The organism is Salinicoccus carnicancri Crm (genome assembly GCF_000330705.1).
Taxonomy (GTDB): domain Bacteria; phylum Bacillota; class Bacilli; order Staphylococcales; family Salinicoccaceae; genus Salinicoccus; species Salinicoccus carnicancri.
Genome location: NZ_ANAM01000010.1, coordinates 223,507 through 239,364, shown reverse-complemented (window position 1 = coordinate 239,364; position 15,858 = coordinate 223,507). Strand labels below are relative to the sequence as shown.

Annotated in this window: 19 protein-coding genes; 5 read left to right on the top strand and 14 right to left on the bottom strand. The window is 49.8% G+C overall.

All coding sequences use genetic code 11. The features are described from left to right. Positions 1-49: 49 nt before the first annotated feature. The 11 genes from C792_RS0113635 to C792_RS0113585 all read right to left on the bottom strand — a co-directional run bounded on the left by C792_RS0113635 (position 50) and on the right by C792_RS0113585 (position 7,551). On the bottom strand, positions 50-304 hold the full coding sequence (locus C792_RS0113635) for a hypothetical protein (protein WP_017550020.1): 255 nt from the start codon (positions 302-304) through the stop codon (positions 50-52). Positions 305-442: 138 nt separating this feature from the next. Next, positions 443-664 (bottom strand): glycine zipper domain-containing protein, encoded by a 222-nt coding sequence (locus C792_RS14560; protein ID WP_017550019.1) that lies wholly within the window; start codon positions 662-664, stop codon positions 443-445. Positions 665-698: 34 nt separating this feature from the next. Then, positions 699-1,322 carry a bifunctional phosphoribosyl-AMP cyclohydrolase/phosphoribosyl-ATP diphosphatase HisIE gene (hisIE, locus tag C792_RS0113625; protein ID WP_017550018.1) on the bottom strand — a complete coding sequence of 208 codons (624 nt, stop codon included), beginning with the start codon at positions 1,320-1,322 and terminating at the stop codon, positions 699-701. Next, on the bottom strand, positions 1,319-2,083 hold the full coding sequence (gene hisF, locus C792_RS0113620; protein WP_017550017.1) for an imidazole glycerol phosphate synthase subunit HisF: 765 nt from the start codon (positions 2,081-2,083) through the stop codon (positions 1,319-1,321). The genes hisIE and hisF overlap by 4 nt, the downstream gene beginning before the upstream one ends. Further along, a complete protein-coding gene (gene hisA / locus C792_RS0113615; RefSeq protein WP_017550016.1) occupies positions 2,080-2,781 on the bottom strand; it encodes a 1-(5-phosphoribosyl)-5-[(5-phosphoribosylamino)methylideneamino]imidazole-4-carboxamide isomerase in 702 nt (233 codons plus the stop codon). Before hisA ends, hisF begins: the two co-directional genes overlap by 4 nt. A 1-nt stretch (position 2,782) precedes the next feature. Continuing rightward, a complete protein-coding gene (gene hisH / locus C792_RS0113610) occupies positions 2,783-3,358 on the bottom strand; it encodes an imidazole glycerol phosphate synthase subunit HisH (RefSeq protein WP_017550015.1) in 576 nt (191 codons plus the stop codon). Continuing rightward, positions 3,355-3,933, bottom strand: a complete 579-nt coding sequence (gene hisB, locus C792_RS0113605; protein ID WP_017550014.1) for an imidazoleglycerol-phosphate dehydratase HisB — start codon at positions 3,931-3,933, stop codon at positions 3,355-3,357. Before hisB ends, hisH begins: the two co-directional genes overlap by 4 nt. Beyond that, positions 3,878-4,912, bottom strand: a complete 1,035-nt coding sequence (locus C792_RS0113600; RefSeq protein ID WP_017550013.1) for a pyridoxal phosphate-dependent aminotransferase — start codon at positions 4,910-4,912, stop codon at positions 3,878-3,880. Before C792_RS0113600 ends, hisB begins: the two co-directional genes overlap by 56 nt. Positions 4,913-4,916: 4 nt before the next feature. Then, entirely contained in the window at positions 4,917-6,149 is a 1,233-nt protein-coding gene (gene hisD, locus C792_RS0113595) for a histidinol dehydrogenase (RefSeq protein WP_017550012.1), read from the bottom strand. Beyond that, complete coding sequence (gene hisG, locus C792_RS0113590; RefSeq protein WP_017550011.1) at positions 6,149-6,751, bottom strand: ATP phosphoribosyltransferase; 603 nt, start codon at positions 6,749-6,751, stop codon at positions 6,149-6,151. The genes hisD and hisG overlap by 1 nt, the downstream gene beginning before the upstream one ends. Beyond that, positions 6,748-7,551, bottom strand: coding sequence for an ATP phosphoribosyltransferase regulatory subunit (locus C792_RS0113585; RefSeq protein WP_017550010.1), 804 nt, complete (start codon positions 7,549-7,551; stop codon positions 6,748-6,750). Before C792_RS0113585 ends, hisG begins: the two co-directional genes overlap by 4 nt. Before the next feature lie 159 nt (positions 7,552-7,710). Here C792_RS0113585 and C792_RS0113580 point away from each other — a divergent pair, with 159 nt between their 5' ends. Beyond that, on the top strand, positions 7,711-7,998 hold the full coding sequence (locus tag C792_RS0113580) for a YerC/YecD family TrpR-related protein (protein ID WP_017550009.1): 288 nt from the start codon (positions 7,711-7,713) through the stop codon (positions 7,996-7,998). Positions 7,999-8,043: 45 nt separating this feature from the next. Here C792_RS0113580 and C792_RS0113575 read toward each other — a convergent pair whose 3' ends face one another. Together C792_RS0113575 and C792_RS0113570 are read right to left on the bottom strand one after the other, a co-directional pair. Next, complete coding sequence (locus C792_RS0113575; protein WP_017550008.1) at positions 8,044-8,853, bottom strand: metallophosphoesterase; 810 nt, start codon at positions 8,851-8,853, stop codon at positions 8,044-8,046. A gap of 138 nt (positions 8,854-8,991) precedes the next feature. After that, positions 8,992-10,206, bottom strand: a complete 1,215-nt coding sequence (locus tag C792_RS0113570) for a NupC/NupG family nucleoside CNT transporter (RefSeq protein WP_017550007.1) — start codon at positions 10,204-10,206, stop codon at positions 8,992-8,994. Positions 10,207-10,407: 201 nt separating this feature from the next. Between C792_RS0113570 and C792_RS0113565 the strand changes: the two genes are divergently transcribed. Genes C792_RS0113565 through C792_RS0113550 form a run of 4 tightly spaced genes read left to right on the top strand, consistent with a single transcriptional unit; the run spans position 10,408 to position 14,860 of the window. Continuing rightward, positions 10,408-10,875 carry a CtsR family transcriptional regulator gene (locus tag C792_RS0113565; RefSeq protein ID WP_017550006.1) on the top strand — a complete coding sequence of 156 codons (468 nt, stop codon included), beginning with the start codon at positions 10,408-10,410 and terminating at the stop codon, positions 10,873-10,875. A gap of 4 nt (positions 10,876-10,879) precedes the next feature. Next, positions 10,880-11,401, top strand: coding sequence for a UvrB/UvrC motif-containing protein (locus C792_RS0113560; RefSeq protein ID WP_017550005.1), 522 nt, complete (start codon positions 10,880-10,882; stop codon positions 11,399-11,401). Beyond that, positions 11,388-12,416 carry a protein arginine kinase gene (locus tag C792_RS0113555; protein ID WP_017550004.1) on the top strand — a complete coding sequence of 343 codons (1,029 nt, stop codon included), beginning with the start codon at positions 11,388-11,390 and terminating at the stop codon, positions 12,414-12,416. Before C792_RS0113560 ends, C792_RS0113555 begins: the two co-directional genes overlap by 14 nt. A 2-nt stretch (positions 12,417-12,418) precedes the next feature. Next, complete coding sequence (locus C792_RS0113550) at positions 12,419-14,860, top strand: ATP-dependent Clp protease ATP-binding subunit (RefSeq protein WP_026090374.1); 2,442 nt, start codon at positions 12,419-12,421, stop codon at positions 14,858-14,860. 42 nt (positions 14,861-14,902) lie between these two features. Here C792_RS0113550 and C792_RS0113545 read toward each other — a convergent pair whose 3' ends face one another. Next, positions 14,903-15,853 carry a sugar-binding transcriptional regulator gene (locus C792_RS0113545; protein WP_017550002.1) on the bottom strand — a complete coding sequence of 317 codons (951 nt, stop codon included), beginning with the start codon at positions 15,851-15,853 and terminating at the stop codon, positions 14,903-14,905. Positions 15,854-15,858 lie beyond the last annotated feature (5 nt).

Here is a 15,858-nt window from a genome sequence, read left to right as displayed (position 1 = left end):
CTGTGTCAGAACATAAAAATTCCGGGATCAATCCCGGAATTTTTATGTTCTACTGCCTCATGGTGTCATCCTGATAGTTTTTCTCGTCTTCATCATCGGCCATTTCCCTGGATGATTTGTTTTTTCCTTTCACCATCGGTACTGCCATGATAATGCTGAATATGATGCCAAGCGGGATGCCGAGAGCCCAGATATAGACATAGCTTCCTGTCAGGATGGAAATCATCAGACCGAAGACCAGACCGACGGGTATCCCGATGACAAATGCTGTCGCGACAGTTTTCGCATCAAATTTTCCACTCATGCCAATCCCCTTCCTTGTAAAAAATCATCATATGCTTTACGGATTCATTATTCCTCTACCCGAATCAGGGATTTCTATGCTTGATGCTGAATAATGAAAAGCGGCTGCCCCTCTGGTGCAGCCGCTTTTCATACAATATCATTCTTTTTGTTTCGGCGGTGTCTTGTCCGCACGTCTTCTTCCGTACATGTAACCTGCAGCAAGCCCGACGGTAATGCCGAAAATGATGCCTGCCGGTATGAGCATGACATTCCAGAACAGGATGTACGCGAGGAGTCCGAGGACTGCGCCGAACGTGATTCCGAGAGATATGCCCATGGCCAAATAAGTGTTCATGGTCTTTTTGGACTCGTCATCCATATCAGAACCTCCTGGTAGTATATTCATCTATATATTACCATTCTTCTATTTCCCCGCGTACTTTGTAGGACAGTGTTTCCCCGTGACGTTCTTTCAGCTTCTCCTCGACATCCTTCAGCGAAATGCCCTGATTCCTGAGGAGGACGAGGAGGTGATAGACGAGGTCCCCCGTTTCATTGATGAGTTCCTGCCGGTCATCGTTTTTTGATGCAACCACGACCTCCGTCATTTCTTCACCGCACTTTTTGAGTATTTTGTCGATGCCCTCCTCCGTCAAATATTTAGTATAGGACCCTTCCTTTGGATGGTCCACTTTCTGAGCAACGATCTTCTCAAGTGTCTGCAGGCTGAAGTCTGAGTCGCCGAAGCAGCTGGCTGTACCGAGGTGGCAGGTTGGCCCCTTCGGCTCGACACGGATGAGGAGGGCATCCCGGTCGCAGTCGAGCGCCATTTCCTTCACGATCTGGATGTGGCCGCTTGTCTCGCCTTTTTTCCAGAGCCTTTCCTTAGTGCGGGAATAAAACCACACCACCCCTTCATCCAGGGTTTTCTGGTATGCATCTTCATTCATGAAGCCGTTCATCAGCACACGATGGGTCCTGTGATCCTGCAATATGACGGACAGGAGTCCGCCGCCTTTTCCAAAGTCCGGTTTCATATGAGCCTCACCTCGAATCCTTCGTCCTGCAGCTTATACTTCAAATCTTCAATATCGACTTCCCGGTTATGGAAGATGGAGGCGGCGAGACCGGCGGATACATCCGTTTCACGGAAGAGTTCGATGAAATGACCCGGGTCGCCGGCGCCTCCGCTGGCAATGATGGGAATGTCGACAAGTTCTTTTGCCTGCTTCAGGAATACGGTGTTGAACCCCTGTTTCACACCATCATGATCCATGCTTGTGATGAGCAGTTCACCGGCCCCGAGTGCGGCGCATTGTTCGATCCATTCGAAGGCGCGGATGCCGGTATCTTTTGAACCACCGTGTGTGAACACGAAATAATCCGCTTTGACAGCGTCGTATTTCACATCGATGGCGATGCATATGCACTGGCTGCCGAATACATCGGCTGCTGTCTTTATCAGTCCGGGGTCCCTGAGCGCAGCGGAATTGATGCTGACTTTGTCCGCGCCTGCACCGAGCAGCTGGCGGATGTCGCCGACGGATGAGACCCCGCCTCCGATAGTCAGCGGGATGAAGAGTTCTTTTGCCGTATCGCGGATGACGTCAATCATCAGGTCGTGGCCCTCCTGCGTCTTTGAAATATCCAGGAAGACGAGTTCATCGGCGCCTTCCTCATTGTATCTTTTGGCGAGTTCCACAGGGTCTCCGATGTCACGGAGACCGATGAAATTGACGCCCTTGACGACCCGGCCGTCCTTGACGTCCAGGCATGGGATGATTCTTTTCTTTATCATTTGATGTCCCTCCAGAATGAGTCGTTGTGACTGGCCTTGCCGACAATCGCGTCCCGGACACCCAGTGCTCCAAGCTTATCCAGATCCTCTTTGTTTCTGACCCCGCCGCTTGCGATGACTTTGTGCCGTGTCAACTCATTGATGCGCCGGGTGTTCTCGAAGTTCGGGCCCTGGTTCATACCGTCCTTGTTTATATCCGTGTAGATGATGCCGGCGATATCCAGACCTTCGATCTCTCTGATGTACTCATCGATGGTGATATCACTGTTTTCCGTCCAGCCGTTGACATAGATATCATTCTCCCTGGCGTCTGTGCCCACGAATATGCGACCGGGGAACTCCCGGACAGCTTCTTTGAGCCAGTCAGTATCCAGAATCGCTTTTGTGCCGAGTATGAAGTAATCGATGCCGATTCTGTCATATTGCCGTATAGTCTCCATGTTCCTCAGTCCGCCGCCGATCTGGAGGGGGAGGTCTGTCTGGGATTTGAGCTTTTCGATTACGGTCGACTCCTGCGCATCCTGTTTGAGTGCGCCCATGAGGTCGACGATGTGGATGCGTCCCACCTGTCTGAAGCCGGAGTAGAAGCGGATGGCTTCTTCCGGTGTACGTTTCATTGCTGTTCTCTGGTCATAGTCCCCCTGCTTCAGTCGGACATTTCTGCCGTCGATGATGTCGATGGCCGGAATGATATTCATATCAGAAGCCTCCTTCAATGGCATTTTTCAGTATTTCGAGTCCGGCGGCGCCGGACTTTTCGGGATGGAACTGGATACCGATGATGCTGTCTTTTTGGACGATGGCCGGCACATCAGTGCCGTATCCGCTGGTGGCGATGACGTCTTCTGCCTCCGTGACCATATAGCTGTGGATGAAATAAACATCCCTGCCGTCGAGGGACTTATATCCGCTGTCCAGTGTATTCCAGCCGAGATGGGGGATGGTGAACGGTGTATCCATTCTGCGGACATGCCCTTTCAGCAGACCGAGACCTTCCCTGTTCCCTTCGGAACTTGATTCGAACAGAAGCTGCATGCCCAGACAGATGCCGATGATCCGCTTCGATCCGGCGATTTCAAGCAGTGTGTCTTTTATGCCGAGTGATTCAATCGCCTGCATTGCATTCCCGAAATGCCCGACTCCCGGCAGGATGACGGTGTCGCAGCTTTCTAACTCACTCTGCTCACTGGAGAGGAGATATGGATATCCCAGCTTGTCCAGAGCGTTTTTGACATTTTGGATATTGCCCAGGGAATAGTCGACGATGCCGATCATTCAATGACTCCTTTGGAGGAGGGAATGCCAGACCCGCCGGCCTTTAGCGCTGCTTTCAGGCTTCTCGCGAACGCCTTAAACACCGCTTCAATTTCATGATGCGTATTACCACCCTTGAGAAGGTCGATATGCAGCGTCATCCTGCTGTTCATGCTGAGGGCGTTGAAGAATTCCAGGACGAGCTCTGTATCGAACGTGCCGACTTTCTCTTTGGAGAATTCCGCCTGGAAATTCAGATGCGGGCGTCCCGACAGGTCGAGCACAACACGCGCCAGAGATTCATCCATGGGGATATATGTCGTTCCGTAACGCTGATACGACTCCTTTTCTGTATACAGTTCCCGGATCAGCTGGCCGAGTATGATGCCCACATCTTCGACTGTATGATGGTCATCCACTTCATTATCGCCGTCTGCCTCCACTTCAAGGAAGAGTTCCGAATGGAAGCTGAGGAGGGTCAGCATGTGGTCGAAAAAGCCGACATTTGTGGAGATCTTTGATTCTTTGAATGATTTTTCATCATCGAGTGAAATGGAAATCCGTGTTTCCTGTGTCGATCTTTCTTTCCTGATCATATTGTGTGCTCCATTCATTGATTAATTTTTTGAGACCCGTATAATCTTCAAGCCTGATGATGGAGTAGCGGACGACATCGCCTAAAGGCGGTGTATCGTACATCCTCGGCTGATAGCCGTTTTCTTCCAGGTACTCTCCGAGGGATCGTGCGTTCCTGCCGTAGGTGAAGATGAAGTTGGTACTGGATTCGATTGTCTTTATCCTGTTCCCGAGCGGGCGGAACGCTGCGTCAAGCTGTTTCTTTGATGCCAGCTGGTAATCTGTGAACTTTTTCAGCTGATCCCTGTTTTCGAATATCCGTGATGCGAGGTTCAAAGACAGGGAGTTCACGGGGTAGGGGTGGTTCAGCCGGGTGATGCGGCTGAAAGTTTCCCCATCCGCAACTGCGATGCCGACCCTGAGTCCGGCAATGCCGAAAATCTTGCTGAGCGTGCGTATGATGATGACATGTTCCCCTGCAGGTCTCCGGTAGGCCGGTGCGAATTCAGCATATGCTTCATCCAGCACGAGATAGCCGCCGGCAGCCTTCATAGCCTGTGAGAGACGCTCGAGCACTTCAGCATCAAAGAGCTGGCCGGTAGGATTGTGTGGCATGGATATCAGGAATAAAGACGGCCGTTTCTCCTCGATGGAGCGTATCACCTCATCAAAGTTGAAACGGAACCCTGCATCACATGGCACCGTGTAGAACGGGGCGTCCGTCTGCCTGGAATACTCTTCGTACATGACGAAATCGGGGGAGAGGGCCATGACGCCACGCTGTCCAAGTGTCATGATAGTCTTCTGTATCCACTCATCAGAGCCGTTGGCGACTTCCATCTGTTCCGGACGGATGCCGTAATGATCGGCGTAGAGCTGTTTGAACCGGGTGATTTCATCACTCGGGTATTCATTGAGGACTGTACTCCTTGCGACTTCACCGACAGTTTCATCGGAAAGCGGGGAGAGCGGACTTGTGTTCCTGTCCATGTGGATCATCTGATCACTCCGTTCTTATTTTCAATGATTGATAATGTGCATCCAGCTGTTCCTGCTCTGCGACTGTCATCGCCGGTTCTGCGATATTGCCGAAGGTATCTTCCGTGAGAGAGATGACTGCATGGCTTGTCAGGAAGTCATTGACGTTCAGCCCGTGGCTGAAACGTCCCGTCCGGTCTGTCGGCAGCACATGGGACGGGCCGGCAGCATAGTCGCCGATGGCTTCAGGAGAATAGTATCCTTCAAACACTGCACCGGCATATTTGATGTTGCGGATGATCATGTCGGAATCCCTGTGCTGCACGGAAACGTGTTCCGGTGCAATGTGGTTCACCAGTGCGAGGAGGGACTGGCGGGAATCCACGACTGCGTAATGATTGGTTTCTATCGATTGCTTTATGATTTCGGCACGCGGCTGCCGGTCGATCAGATCTCCGATTCTGTCTTCAACCCGGTCGATGATGCTCTGATCTTCGCTGAGCAGGAATGTGCGTGCATTCCTGTCATGCTCTGATTGTGCAAAAATGTCATAGACGATGGCATCCACATTCACGTCTTCATCCACATAGATCAGGATTTCACTCGGTCCGGCGATCATATCGATCCCGACCTCCCCGAACAGCAGGCGCTTGGCAAGTGCGACATAGTAGTTGCCGGGGCCGACGATCTTGTCCACTTTTGGTATGGATTCAGTGCCGAACGCAAGCGCAGCGACGGCCTGGGCGCCGCCCACGGTATACACATTCTCCACGCCGCATATATGGAGGGCGGCGAAAGTGATGTTGCTGTCTTCGAATGTCGGTGTCACGACATGTATTTCGCCGACGCCGGCAACCATTGCCGGCACAACCGTCATGAGCACGCTGGAAGGGTACAGCGCTGTTCCGCCAGGTACGTATACGCCGACTTTCTCAATCGGATGATAGACATATTTGAATTCTCCGTCATCGCGGTCTTCGTATCTGATCATTCTCTGGTAGTCTTCGATGCGTTCCCTGATTTTTTCAAGTGCCCGCCTCCTGTCCTCCGGCAGTGCATCGTAGCTGTCCTTAAGTTTTTCCGGGGGAACTTTGAATGTGTCGGGAGTACGTCCGTCGAATTGTTCCGTGTATGACCGGAGTGCTGCATCTTTGTCCCGTCTCACATCTTCTATGATTTCCATTACACCGCGCATGCCTTCAAATCCGGCTGTTTCCGTCCTGTCCTGAAATATTTCCCTGAATTCCAGTGCATTCATCAGACCACCCCGATTTCTTTTAAAAATGCATATATTCCGTCTTCTTTGGTATAGAATGTGCGCTTGTTTGCGATGAGCCGGGCGTGTATGTCCATGATCTTTTCGTATTCGATCAGCCCGTTGTCCCTGAGGGTTCCGCCTGTCTGTACGATGTCGACGATTGCGTCGGACAGCCCGAGGAGCGGCGCCAGTTCGACAGAACCGTTCAGATGTACGAGCGACACATCCATTTTCCTGTTTTTGAAGTGTTCGAATGCGACATTTGTATATTTGGTTGCGATGGTGCCGAACGCTTCCTGCCCCGGGAGGGCGGCGACGGAGAAGTGGCAGTCGCCGAACGGCAGCTGGGAGACGTTCAGGATGTTGAACTCATCTTCAGCGATGATATCCGAACCGACGATTCCGAGATCCGCCACGCCGCTTTCGACATAGGTCGGGACGTCGGGGCCTTTGGCGAAGATGAATTTCACATCATCCACTACAGTATAGAGGGAGCGTGTTTCGCCGGTCAGCGCCCCGATATAGTCATTCAGTCCGTTTTCTTCCATATATTCGATGAAGTCTTTGAAAAGACGTCCTTTTGTCAATGCAACAGTAATCATAGGAGACCTCCATTGGACAGGTTCACCGCAATGCCGAATGCACTGCTGTTGTATTCGCCGCCGCTCAACAGCGGATAGTCATGGTCCAGGAACACCTGGAAATAAAATCCGTTGTAGTATGACTGCGGGGAGCGGAATGACAGGTCCAGGATGAACTTCATGCCGTACTTCCTGAGATATTCGTCGAGATGGTTGAGAAACTTCATGATATCCGTCTCTCCGAATTCCCTGTTCACAAGTGTAATCTGATCGCTGACTTTCGCCGTCATCAGTTTATAGAGCGGATGCGTCCGGCCCAGGCGCTTTTGCAGTTCGGACAGGTTCTTTTCATGGACAAGTTTGCGGATGTCCTCGGGAAGTCCATACTTTTCGATATACAGATCGAGGAGTTTGTCGTCATTGACGACAATCGAGCTGAATTCACGGCCGTATGTCTCTCTGATGAATGACAGGTGCATATCGATGCTGCCCAGCACGTCTGTCTCTGTCGGACCATAGAGCTCCACGCCTGCCTGATAGAATGTTTTATAATTCCTGACCACCGGTCCGAAGTATCCGAAGAAACGGTGGCTGAGGTAGTAGTTATCGTTATAGTTCAGGAGGGATCTCGTCCAGTCGCTGCGGATGGAGAAGAGCTGTTCATTCTTTTCGAAGATGATTGTGGAGGAATGGTGCCGTTTATCATCAATCCGGAACGGTTCCACCATGTTCATATCGATCAGCTGGTACCCTTCATCATCAAGCAGCCGGGTATAGTCCTGTGCAAGTGCCAGACGGTTCATAATCAATTCGTTCTTCATAGGCTGTCTCCTTTAATACTTTAGCGTGATAAAGAATAATCAATAAATAGAATAGTAACAAATAAAACTATCCAATGCAAGACATTTCAGACAATTGATTCAACACTTTAAATAGCTAAAGTGTTTTGTTATGATGGTCGTATTAATGGAGGGAACGCCATGCAGATAGATAGACTGAGAGGAAAAGAACTTGATGACCTGTTCGAAGGAATCATGAAACTCGAGAATCTCGATGACTGCTACCATTTTTTTGATGATCTCTGCACCACGAATGAGCTGGTGTCGCTCAAGCAGCGCTTCCAGGTGGCCAAGAGGATCAAAGAAGGGCAGACTTATCAGAAAGTGCAGGATGAAACCGGGGCTTCAAGCGCCACAGTCTCACGGGTGAAACGGTGCCTTGATTACGGCAGTGACGGCTATCACAGGATCATAGACCGTATGGAATAAAAACCGTATGCGGGTTTGTGCCGCATACGGTTTTTCGGTTCGCAGTCATATTTCTATCACCTGCAAAGTATTCATTATCTCCGTTTTGATATCATCGGTCCGCCATTCGCGCTGATAGCCGAGGCAGGCACATATATACGTGAGGTTGTCCTGCCTGAATTGGTGGCGGAAATGGACGTGCCCCATGATGCTGTATCTGATGGGATACTTTTCATACAGTGTATCAAAATCCGAGGTGCCGATGAATGCATTGAAATAGTCGAAAAGGCGGTGGGGCATGGGGACGGCATATCTTCTGTTGGTGACAACATGAGTCATCATGATGATGTTCCTGCCATCGGTTTTTTCCATGTCAGTCTCCACTTTGTCCGCAAAGACCCTGGATAATTCCCTGTCATGCATCTGCCAGTCCACCTTCAGCTTATCCTGCCAGGTACCGCCGTAGAATTTTCCTCGGGTGAGCTTCTCATCACCGAAGCGCTCATCTGCATAAGTATAGTCATACCAACCGCTGTGGCCGACAATTGCCCAGTCGTCATTTACGATGTAGGGCGATTCCAGGAGACTGCCCGGCATGTGCTTATAGAATTCATACACATCCCGTGTCGTCATATCCTCCCTGCTGCCGAGCCAGTAGTCATGGTTGCCGGGTACGAAGAGAATCTCCATCTCCGTGAGGCTGCGCATGTTTTCAAGGAATTCCGCAGTCATTGTATAATGACTGGAAACATCTCCGGCAATGAGCAGGAGATCCAGTTCGCGGGATTTCACTTCTTCCGACAGCAGTGTCTCATATATATCAGTTCCTATATTTCCGCGATCGATATGCAGATCGGAAATGACGCCAATTTTCATAATGAATCTCTCCGTCTTTCTATTGTTGGCTTCAATTCTATCATGCTGAATTCCAAATGCCATCTTGGAAAGCTGTGACCATTTGAAGATATAAAAAGGAGACCGGCCGTCCGGTCTCCAATGTAAAACGGTATTTCATTATGCGAAGAACCCGACAATTGTTGCTGTAAGCAGACTCACGAGTGAAGCACCATAGACGAGTTTGAGGCCGAATTTTGCAACTTTGTCGCCACTTTCGTTATGGAGGCCTTTGACAGAGCCTGCAATGATGCCGATGCTTGAGAAGTTGGCGAATGAAACAAGGAATACTGAAATCATCGCCTGTGACTTCTCACTGAACTGATCGGCAATCGCCTGATAGTCGAGCATCGCTACGAATTCATTGGTGATGAGCTTCGTTGCCATGAGGGCGCCTGCCTGCTGTGCTTCAGACCAAGGTATCCCGATAAGGAATGCAATTGGCATGAAAATGTAGCCGAGAACGTCCTGGAATGTGATGCTGACACCGGGGATGAGCAGGAATGCCTGGTTCAGGATGGCGATCAGGGCAATATAGCCGATCAGCATCGCTGCAACAGTCATCGCGACTTTGGCACCATCCATGATGTAGTCCCCAAGAATCTGGAAGAAGGATTTTCCGTCATCCGGGCTGCCGCCGATGTCAGTGGCAGCCTCTTCCTCTTCTGTCAGTATATAAGGATTGATTACGTGTACGATGACATATGCACCGAACAGGTTGAGTACGATTGCTGCAACTACATACTGGGGCTCGAGCATCGTCATGTATGCGCCGACGATGGACAGTGAAACGGACCCCATGGACTGTGCCGAAAGAGTGTACAGCCTGTGTGTTGTCAGTTTAGGCAGCTGGTTTTTCAGGGAGATGAATACTTCGGACTGCCCGAGAATCATGGATGCTGCACCGTTGTATGATTCAAGGTAACCCATGCCGGTCACTTTAGTCAGCAGAATTCCCATTCCACGGATGATGAGCGGAAGGATCTTCGTGAACTGCAGAATGCCGATCAGTGCGGAAATGACGATGATAGGCAGAAGAACATTAAAGAAGAACACGTCTGCAGGGGCACCATCTTCAAGAGTTGTGAGATCCCCCATTACGAATCCGACACCTTCTGCTGCGAAACCGAGCAGCACGTTAAATCCTGAAGCCAATGCGCCGATGATGGACTGTCCAGCACCTGTGGAAAGAAGAAGGAATGCAAAAAGCAGCTGGATGGCGAGAAGAACGAGGATGTTCTTCCAGTTTTTGAAGGCGAGTTTACGGTTGCTGCTGGCAAGCCATGCTAAAAACAGCGTGAAAGCAATACCGATAATACCCAGTAGAATACTCAATACGGTCACCTCATAAGTTTTTTATTTACAATTATGTATGAATCCATTATGTGCGTTTAAAACCTGATTGTAAAATAGTCCTTAATTATTATAATGCAAACGTTTACAGAAATAAAGGGGGAATTTATAAAACTTTCCATTTGCCTTATTCCGACTGAGATTATATAATTATAGTCAAAGAAGGTCAAAAGAGGTGATGAAATGCGTAATATGTCGGACATCATCGAACAATATTTGAAGCAGCTGATCCAGGACTCCGGCGGTGAGGTTGTTGAGATAAAACGGGCACATATTGCTGAAAAATTTGATTGCGTCCCATCGCAGCTGAACTATGTCATCAAGACCCGCTTCACAAATGAACATGGGTATACCGTGGAAAGCAAGCGCGGCGGCGGGGGATATATAAGAATTACCAAAGTGGAGACGCATTCCAAGTCTGAATATCTTGCCCATCTGAAGAAACTCATCGGCGATGGTGTATCTGAACAGAATGCAAACCGTATCATCCAGTCCATGTTCGAAAATGAGGTCATAACCATCAAAGAGGCAAAGATTATAAATGCCGCGGTGGAACGTGAAACACTGATGCTGGAGCTCCCTTACCGCGATACATTAAGGGCGAGTATTCTGAGAAGAGTGATAGACGTTATTCTATACAGCGAGGAGTGAGCGGATGAAATGCGAATCATGCAATGTGCGTGAAGCGACCATCCACATTACAAAAGGCAGTGGATTGGATAAGTCGGAAAAATTTTTGTGTGAACAGTGTGCAAATGCCTCCTTTGAAAGTGACTTCAGCTATCCGGACGATTCATTCAACATCCACCAGTTGCTGAAATCACTATCGCAGCAGAAGACCACGCAGCAGAAAGAGAGGAAACGCAAGGAGTGTGAGACGTGCGGATCGACCATCGACTCAATTGTCAAGAATGGAAAGTTCGGCTGCCCGGACTGCTATAGCACATTTGACAGGCAGGCCCCGGAAATAATTACACGTGTCCAGGCGCATCAGACGGAGCATATCGGTAAAGTGCCGAAAAAGGCCCGTTCACAGATAAAGGTCAAAAAACAGATTGAAACACTGAGGCAGAAACTGTCGGAACTTATAGAATCACAGGAATTCGAGGAAGCGGCAGTCGTCCGTGATGAAATCAGGGAACTTGAGAAGGCAGGTGGAATGGATGGCGCAAAATAATGTGAGCCCCTGGATAGAAGAGTCCGCCGAGCTTCCTGTTGAAATGTCAGCACGGGTGCGGCTTGCCAGGAATGTCAGGCATGTCCCTTTTCCGCATATGATGAGGGACGACGATGGACTGGATGCAGTCCTGGAAAAACTCAGCACGGCTTTTGATGACTATCAGAAAGTGTCGATGAACATGCTGAAGTTCGAAGACAAGGCGTTGCTTGTGGAAAAGCATCTGATCAGTCCGCTCTTTACCAGGCAGGGACTGCACAGTTTCATCAATGAGAATGAATCGGTTTCCATCATGATCAATGAAGAGGATCATATACGTATCCAGACGATGGGCACGGGAGTGCCGATCCATGCACTCTACAAAGAAGCTGAAAAGATAGATGAATCCCTGGAAGACGTGGTGGACTATGCCTTCGATGAACATTTCGGCTACCTGACAGCCTGTCCGACGAATGTCGGAACCGGCATGCGGGCCTCTGTCATGCTCCATCTTCCCGCGCTTACACTGGGGAGGAAACTTGAACGGCTGTCAGGCAATTTAAACCGTTTCGGATTTACGTTAAGAGGTATATATGGAGAAGGGTCCGTTCCTCTCGGACATATATATCAGCTGTCGAATCAGCTCACACTGGGACAGGGAGAGGAAGAGATTATCCAGAACCTGGATGAGCTGAAGTCGCAGATCATCGAAGAGGAACTTGAGATGCGCTCACGTCTTGAAAGCGAACATCTTCTTGAAGTGAAAGATTCAGCATCCCGTTCCTACGGGCTGCTGAAGCATGCATATAAGATGTCTCTTAAAGAAGCGGCGAAATGTCTGAGTGATGTCAAGCTGGGCATTGATCTTGGAGTCCTTGAGCATGACGGTTTCAAGTTCCAGAAATGGATCCAGCTGATCCAGCCGGCTTTCCTCAAAATGAGACTGAACGAACAGCACAAACACTATACATCTCTTGAACAGGCGGTCGATGAAGAACGTGCAACACTATTAAGAGAATTATCAGGAGGGAAATGAATATGCTATTTGGCAGACTGACAGAACGTGCACAGAAAGTGCTCGCATACGCGCAGGAAGAAGCAATCAACCTCAAGCATTCGAATATTGGTACAGAGCACCTGCTCCTCGGTCTCGTTAAGGAGAATGAAGGCATCGCAGCGAAAGTGCTGGAATCATTCAATATTACAGAGGATAAAGTCAAAGAAGAGGTATTCAACCTCATCAATGAAGGGTCAGAATCCTCTTCTTCCATCCACTATACGCCGCGGGCGAAAAAAGTCATCGAGCTTTCAATGGATGAAGCGAGAAAACTGCATCATAATTTCGTCGGTACGGAGCACCTGCTCCTCGGCCTGATCCGTGAAAGCGAAGGCGTGGCCGCCAGAGTACTATCCAACCTTGACCTGAATATAACCAAAGCGCGTGCTGCGGTGATCAAGATGCTCGGCAATCCTGAGGCGCTCCAGCAGAAAGATAATATGAAGAAGGACCACAACACACCCACACTGGATTCGCTCGCCCGCGATCTCACACAGATAGCCCGTGATGATATGCTGGATCCGGTCATCGGTCGTTCAAGCGAGATCACACGGGTTATCGAAGTCCTGAGCAGAAGGACGAAGAACAACCCTGTGCTGATTGGTGAACCTGGTGTGGGTAAGACTGCGATTGCCGAAGGGCTTGCACAGCAGATCGTCAAAAACGAAGTGCCTGAAACACTGAAGGACAAGCGCGTCATGTCACTCGACATGGGAACGGTTGTGGCGGGCACCAAGTACCGCGGTGAATTTGAGGAACGCATGAAAAAGGTCATGGAGGAAATACACAAGGCCGGCAACGTAGTGCTGTTCATCGATGAGCTGCATACACTGATCGGTGCCGGCGGAGCCGAGGGCGCAATAGATGCATCCAATATTCTGAAACCGGCGCTTGCCCGCGGTGAAATGCAATGTATCGGTGCGACGACACTGGAAGAGTACCGCAAGCACATTGAGAAGGATGCGGCACTCGAACGCCGCTTCCAGCCGGTGCAGGTGGACGAGCCGAATGTGGAGGATGCCATCCTCATCCTGAAAGGGCTGCGCGACCGTTATGAAGCGCACCACAGGATCACAATCAGTGATGAAGCCTTGGAAGCTTCGGTTACGATGAGCGACCGCTATGTCCAGGACAGATACCTGCCGGACAAGGCGATTGACCTCATAGATGAAGCCTCCTCCAAAGTGAGGCTGAGAAGCTACACGTCTCCTCCGGATCTTAAGGATCTTGAAAATAAACTTGAGGAAATCAAAAAAGAGAAGAATGCGGCGGTTCAAAGTCAGGAATTTGAAGCAGCGGCGAACTTCCGCGATCAGCAGACAAAACTTGAAAAAGAGCTCGAAGACCGTGAAGACAATTGGAAGAAAGAGCAGGGCCAGTCTTCGCAGTCCGTGACAAGGAGCGATATCGAACTCGTCATCAGCGGCATCACGGGCATACCACTCGCAAAGATTGCGGAAGAGGAGTCGGAGAAGCTGCTTAATCTGGAATCCATACTCCACGACAGGGTGATCGGCCAGAATGATGCAGTGGAATCCATCTCCAAAGCTGTAAGGCGTGCCCGTGCCGGCCTCAAGAACCCAAAACGGCCGATCGGCAGCTTCATCTTCCTCGGGCCGACAGGTGTCGGTAAGACAGAGCTCGCCAGAGCGCTGAGCGAGGCGATGTTCGGTGAAGAGGATGCGATGATCCGCGTTGATATGAGTGAGTACATGGAGAAACACTCCGTGTCGAGGCTTGTCGGTTCACCTCCGGGCTACGTCGGCTATGATGACGGCGGTCAGCTCACTGAAAAGGTGAGAAGGAAGCCTTATTCACTCATCCTTTTCGACGAAATCGAAAAAGCGCACCCCGATGTATTCAACATGCTGCTGCAGGTGCTTGATGACGGCCGGCTGACAGACTCCAATGGCCGTACAGTGGACTTCCGCAATACGATCATTGTCATGACATCCAATATCGGAGCCCAGGAACTCAAAGATCAGAAGTTCGCAGGTTTCGGTACTACAGATAACGCGAGGGACTATGACACGATCAGAAACACGATGATGAAAGAGCTGAAAAACACATTCCGTCCGGAATTCATCAACCGTGTCGACGATACCATCGTCTTCCACAGTCTCGAGAAAGAACATCTGAAAGAAATAGTGACACTCATGATCGGTCAGCTGAAAACAAGGCTTGCCGGACAGGAGATCCATCTTGAAGTCACAGATGCGGCGAAAGAAAAAATCGCCGATGACGGCTATGATCCGGAATACGGAGCAAGGCCCCTCGCACGCTCCATCCAGCGCCATATTGAGGACAGGCTGAGTGAATCCCTCCTGTCCGGCGCACAGCTGGAAGGAAGAGTAGTGACAATTGATTACAAAAATGATGAGTTTGATGTCAGTACAGACGAGAAGGAAAAAGTGGAAAAATAAATGAAGAAACGGCGGCTCCCGATTATATGGGGGCCGCCGCTTTTAGTTTAGAGAGAGGATTTTCTGCGCAGTCTCATCATCGGTAACGAGCACATCGACAGCGCCACTGAGCAGGCCGGCGTGGATGCTTGGGACTTTGTTGTCCCCGTGCGCGATGGCAATGGTTTCTGGGATTTGTCTAAGGCCGTCCATATCAATGCCGATGACACTTTCATTGATATGATGGTCAAGGCTGACTCCGTTCTTGTCAAAGAATACTGAGTTGATGTCCCCGGCAGCTTCTGCAGCCCTTAACGATTCGACATCTTGTTTTGACAGGTAGCCGATCGTCTCCATAGTGGAATCCACGACAGGATTCCCCATGCCGACTATTGCCATATCTACGGATCTGCCTTCATCAAGGACCCCGTATATATCTTCTGACTCCAGCAGTCTGTTTTTAGTATCTATATTCTTTATCATAGCAGGCGCATACAGGTAGCTGCATGTCGTGTTTAATTTTTGGGCAAATTTCAAAGTAAGCATATTTGAATGAAGATCGAGTTCGCTTCTTCCCATGCCTCCGATGAGGGGGACAACATTCACACCTTGATTTTTCTCAAAAGGATATGCGTTGACAAAAGCAGAGACTGCATTGCCCCAGCTGATACCGACAGAGCTTACGCTGTCCATTCTTTTGGATACATGAGCCGCGGCAGCCTGGCCCAGAAGACTGAGTGTTTCTTTTTGGGCATAGTCAGAGCTCGGAATGACAATCGCTTCCTGCAGGGAGTATTGTTTTTCAAGCCGGAGCTCGAGATCGACAGTATGGGCAGACTCATCCTTGATGAAAATCTCAACAATCTTATCTTCCCGTGCCTTGGTGAGCATTTTGGAAACGATGGGGCGGGATACACCGATTTTCCTGGCAATCTCAGCCTGCGTCATCCCATCGAAATAATAAAGTTTAGCCACCTTGACGATGAGCCTTTTGTCTTCTGTGATTGTTGCCATAGGCC

Coding starts and splice junctions, on each gene's coding strand:
- C792_RS0113555 (WP_017550004.1), top strand. CDS start 11,388: ATGGCGCAAAATAATGTGAGCCCCTGGATAGAAGAGTCCGCCGAGCTT.
- C792_RS14560 (WP_017550019.1), bottom strand. CDS start 664: ATGGATGACGAGTCCAAAAAGACCATGAACACTTATTTGGCCATGGGC.
- C792_RS0113585 (WP_017550010.1), bottom strand. CDS start 7,551: ATGAAGAACGAATTGATTATGAACCGTCTGGCACTTGCACAGGACTAT.
- C792_RS0113575 (WP_017550008.1), bottom strand. CDS start 8,853: ATGAAAATTGGCGTCATTTCCGATCTGCATATCGATCGCGGAAATATA.
- C792_RS0113600 (WP_017550013.1), bottom strand. CDS start 4,912: ATGATCCACATGGACAGGAACACAAGTCCGCTCTCCCCGCTTTCCGAT.
- C792_RS0113545 (WP_017550002.1), bottom strand. CDS start 15,853: ATGGCAACAATCACAGAAGACAAAAGGCTCATCGTCAAGGTGGCTAAA.
- hisIE (WP_017550018.1), bottom strand. CDS start 1,322: ATGAAACCGGACTTTGGAAAAGGCGGCGGACTCCTGTCCGTCATATTG.
- C792_RS0113565 (WP_017550006.1), top strand. CDS start 10,408: ATGCGTAATATGTCGGACATCATCGAACAATATTTGAAGCAGCTGATC.
- hisB (WP_017550014.1), bottom strand. CDS start 3,933: ATGATCAGGAAAGAAAGATCGACACAGGAAACACGGATTTCCATTTCA.
- hisH (WP_017550015.1), bottom strand. CDS start 3,358: ATGATCGGCATCGTCGACTATTCCCTGGGCAATATCCAAAATGTCAAA.
- C792_RS0113550 (WP_026090374.1), top strand. CDS start 12,419: ATGCTATTTGGCAGACTGACAGAACGTGCACAGAAAGTGCTCGCATAC.
- hisG (WP_017550011.1), bottom strand. CDS start 6,751: ATGATTACTGTTGCATTGACAAAAGGACGTCTTTTCAAAGACTTCATC.
- C792_RS0113560 (WP_017550005.1), top strand. CDS start 10,880: ATGAAATGCGAATCATGCAATGTGCGTGAAGCGACCATCCACATTACA.
- hisD (WP_017550012.1), bottom strand. CDS start 6,149: ATGAATGCACTGGAATTCAGGGAAATATTTCAGGACAGGACGGAAACA.
- C792_RS0113580 (WP_017550009.1), top strand. CDS start 7,711: ATGCAGATAGATAGACTGAGAGGAAAAGAACTTGATGACCTGTTCGAA.
- hisF (WP_017550017.1), bottom strand. CDS start 2,083: ATGATAAAGAAAAGAATCATCCCATGCCTGGACGTCAAGGACGGCCGG.
- hisA (WP_017550016.1), bottom strand. CDS start 2,781: ATGAATATCATTCCGGCCATCGACATCATCGACGGCAGAAATGTCCGA.
- C792_RS0113635 (WP_017550020.1), bottom strand. CDS start 304: ATGAGTGGAAAATTTGATGCGAAAACTGTCGCGACAGCATTTGTCATC.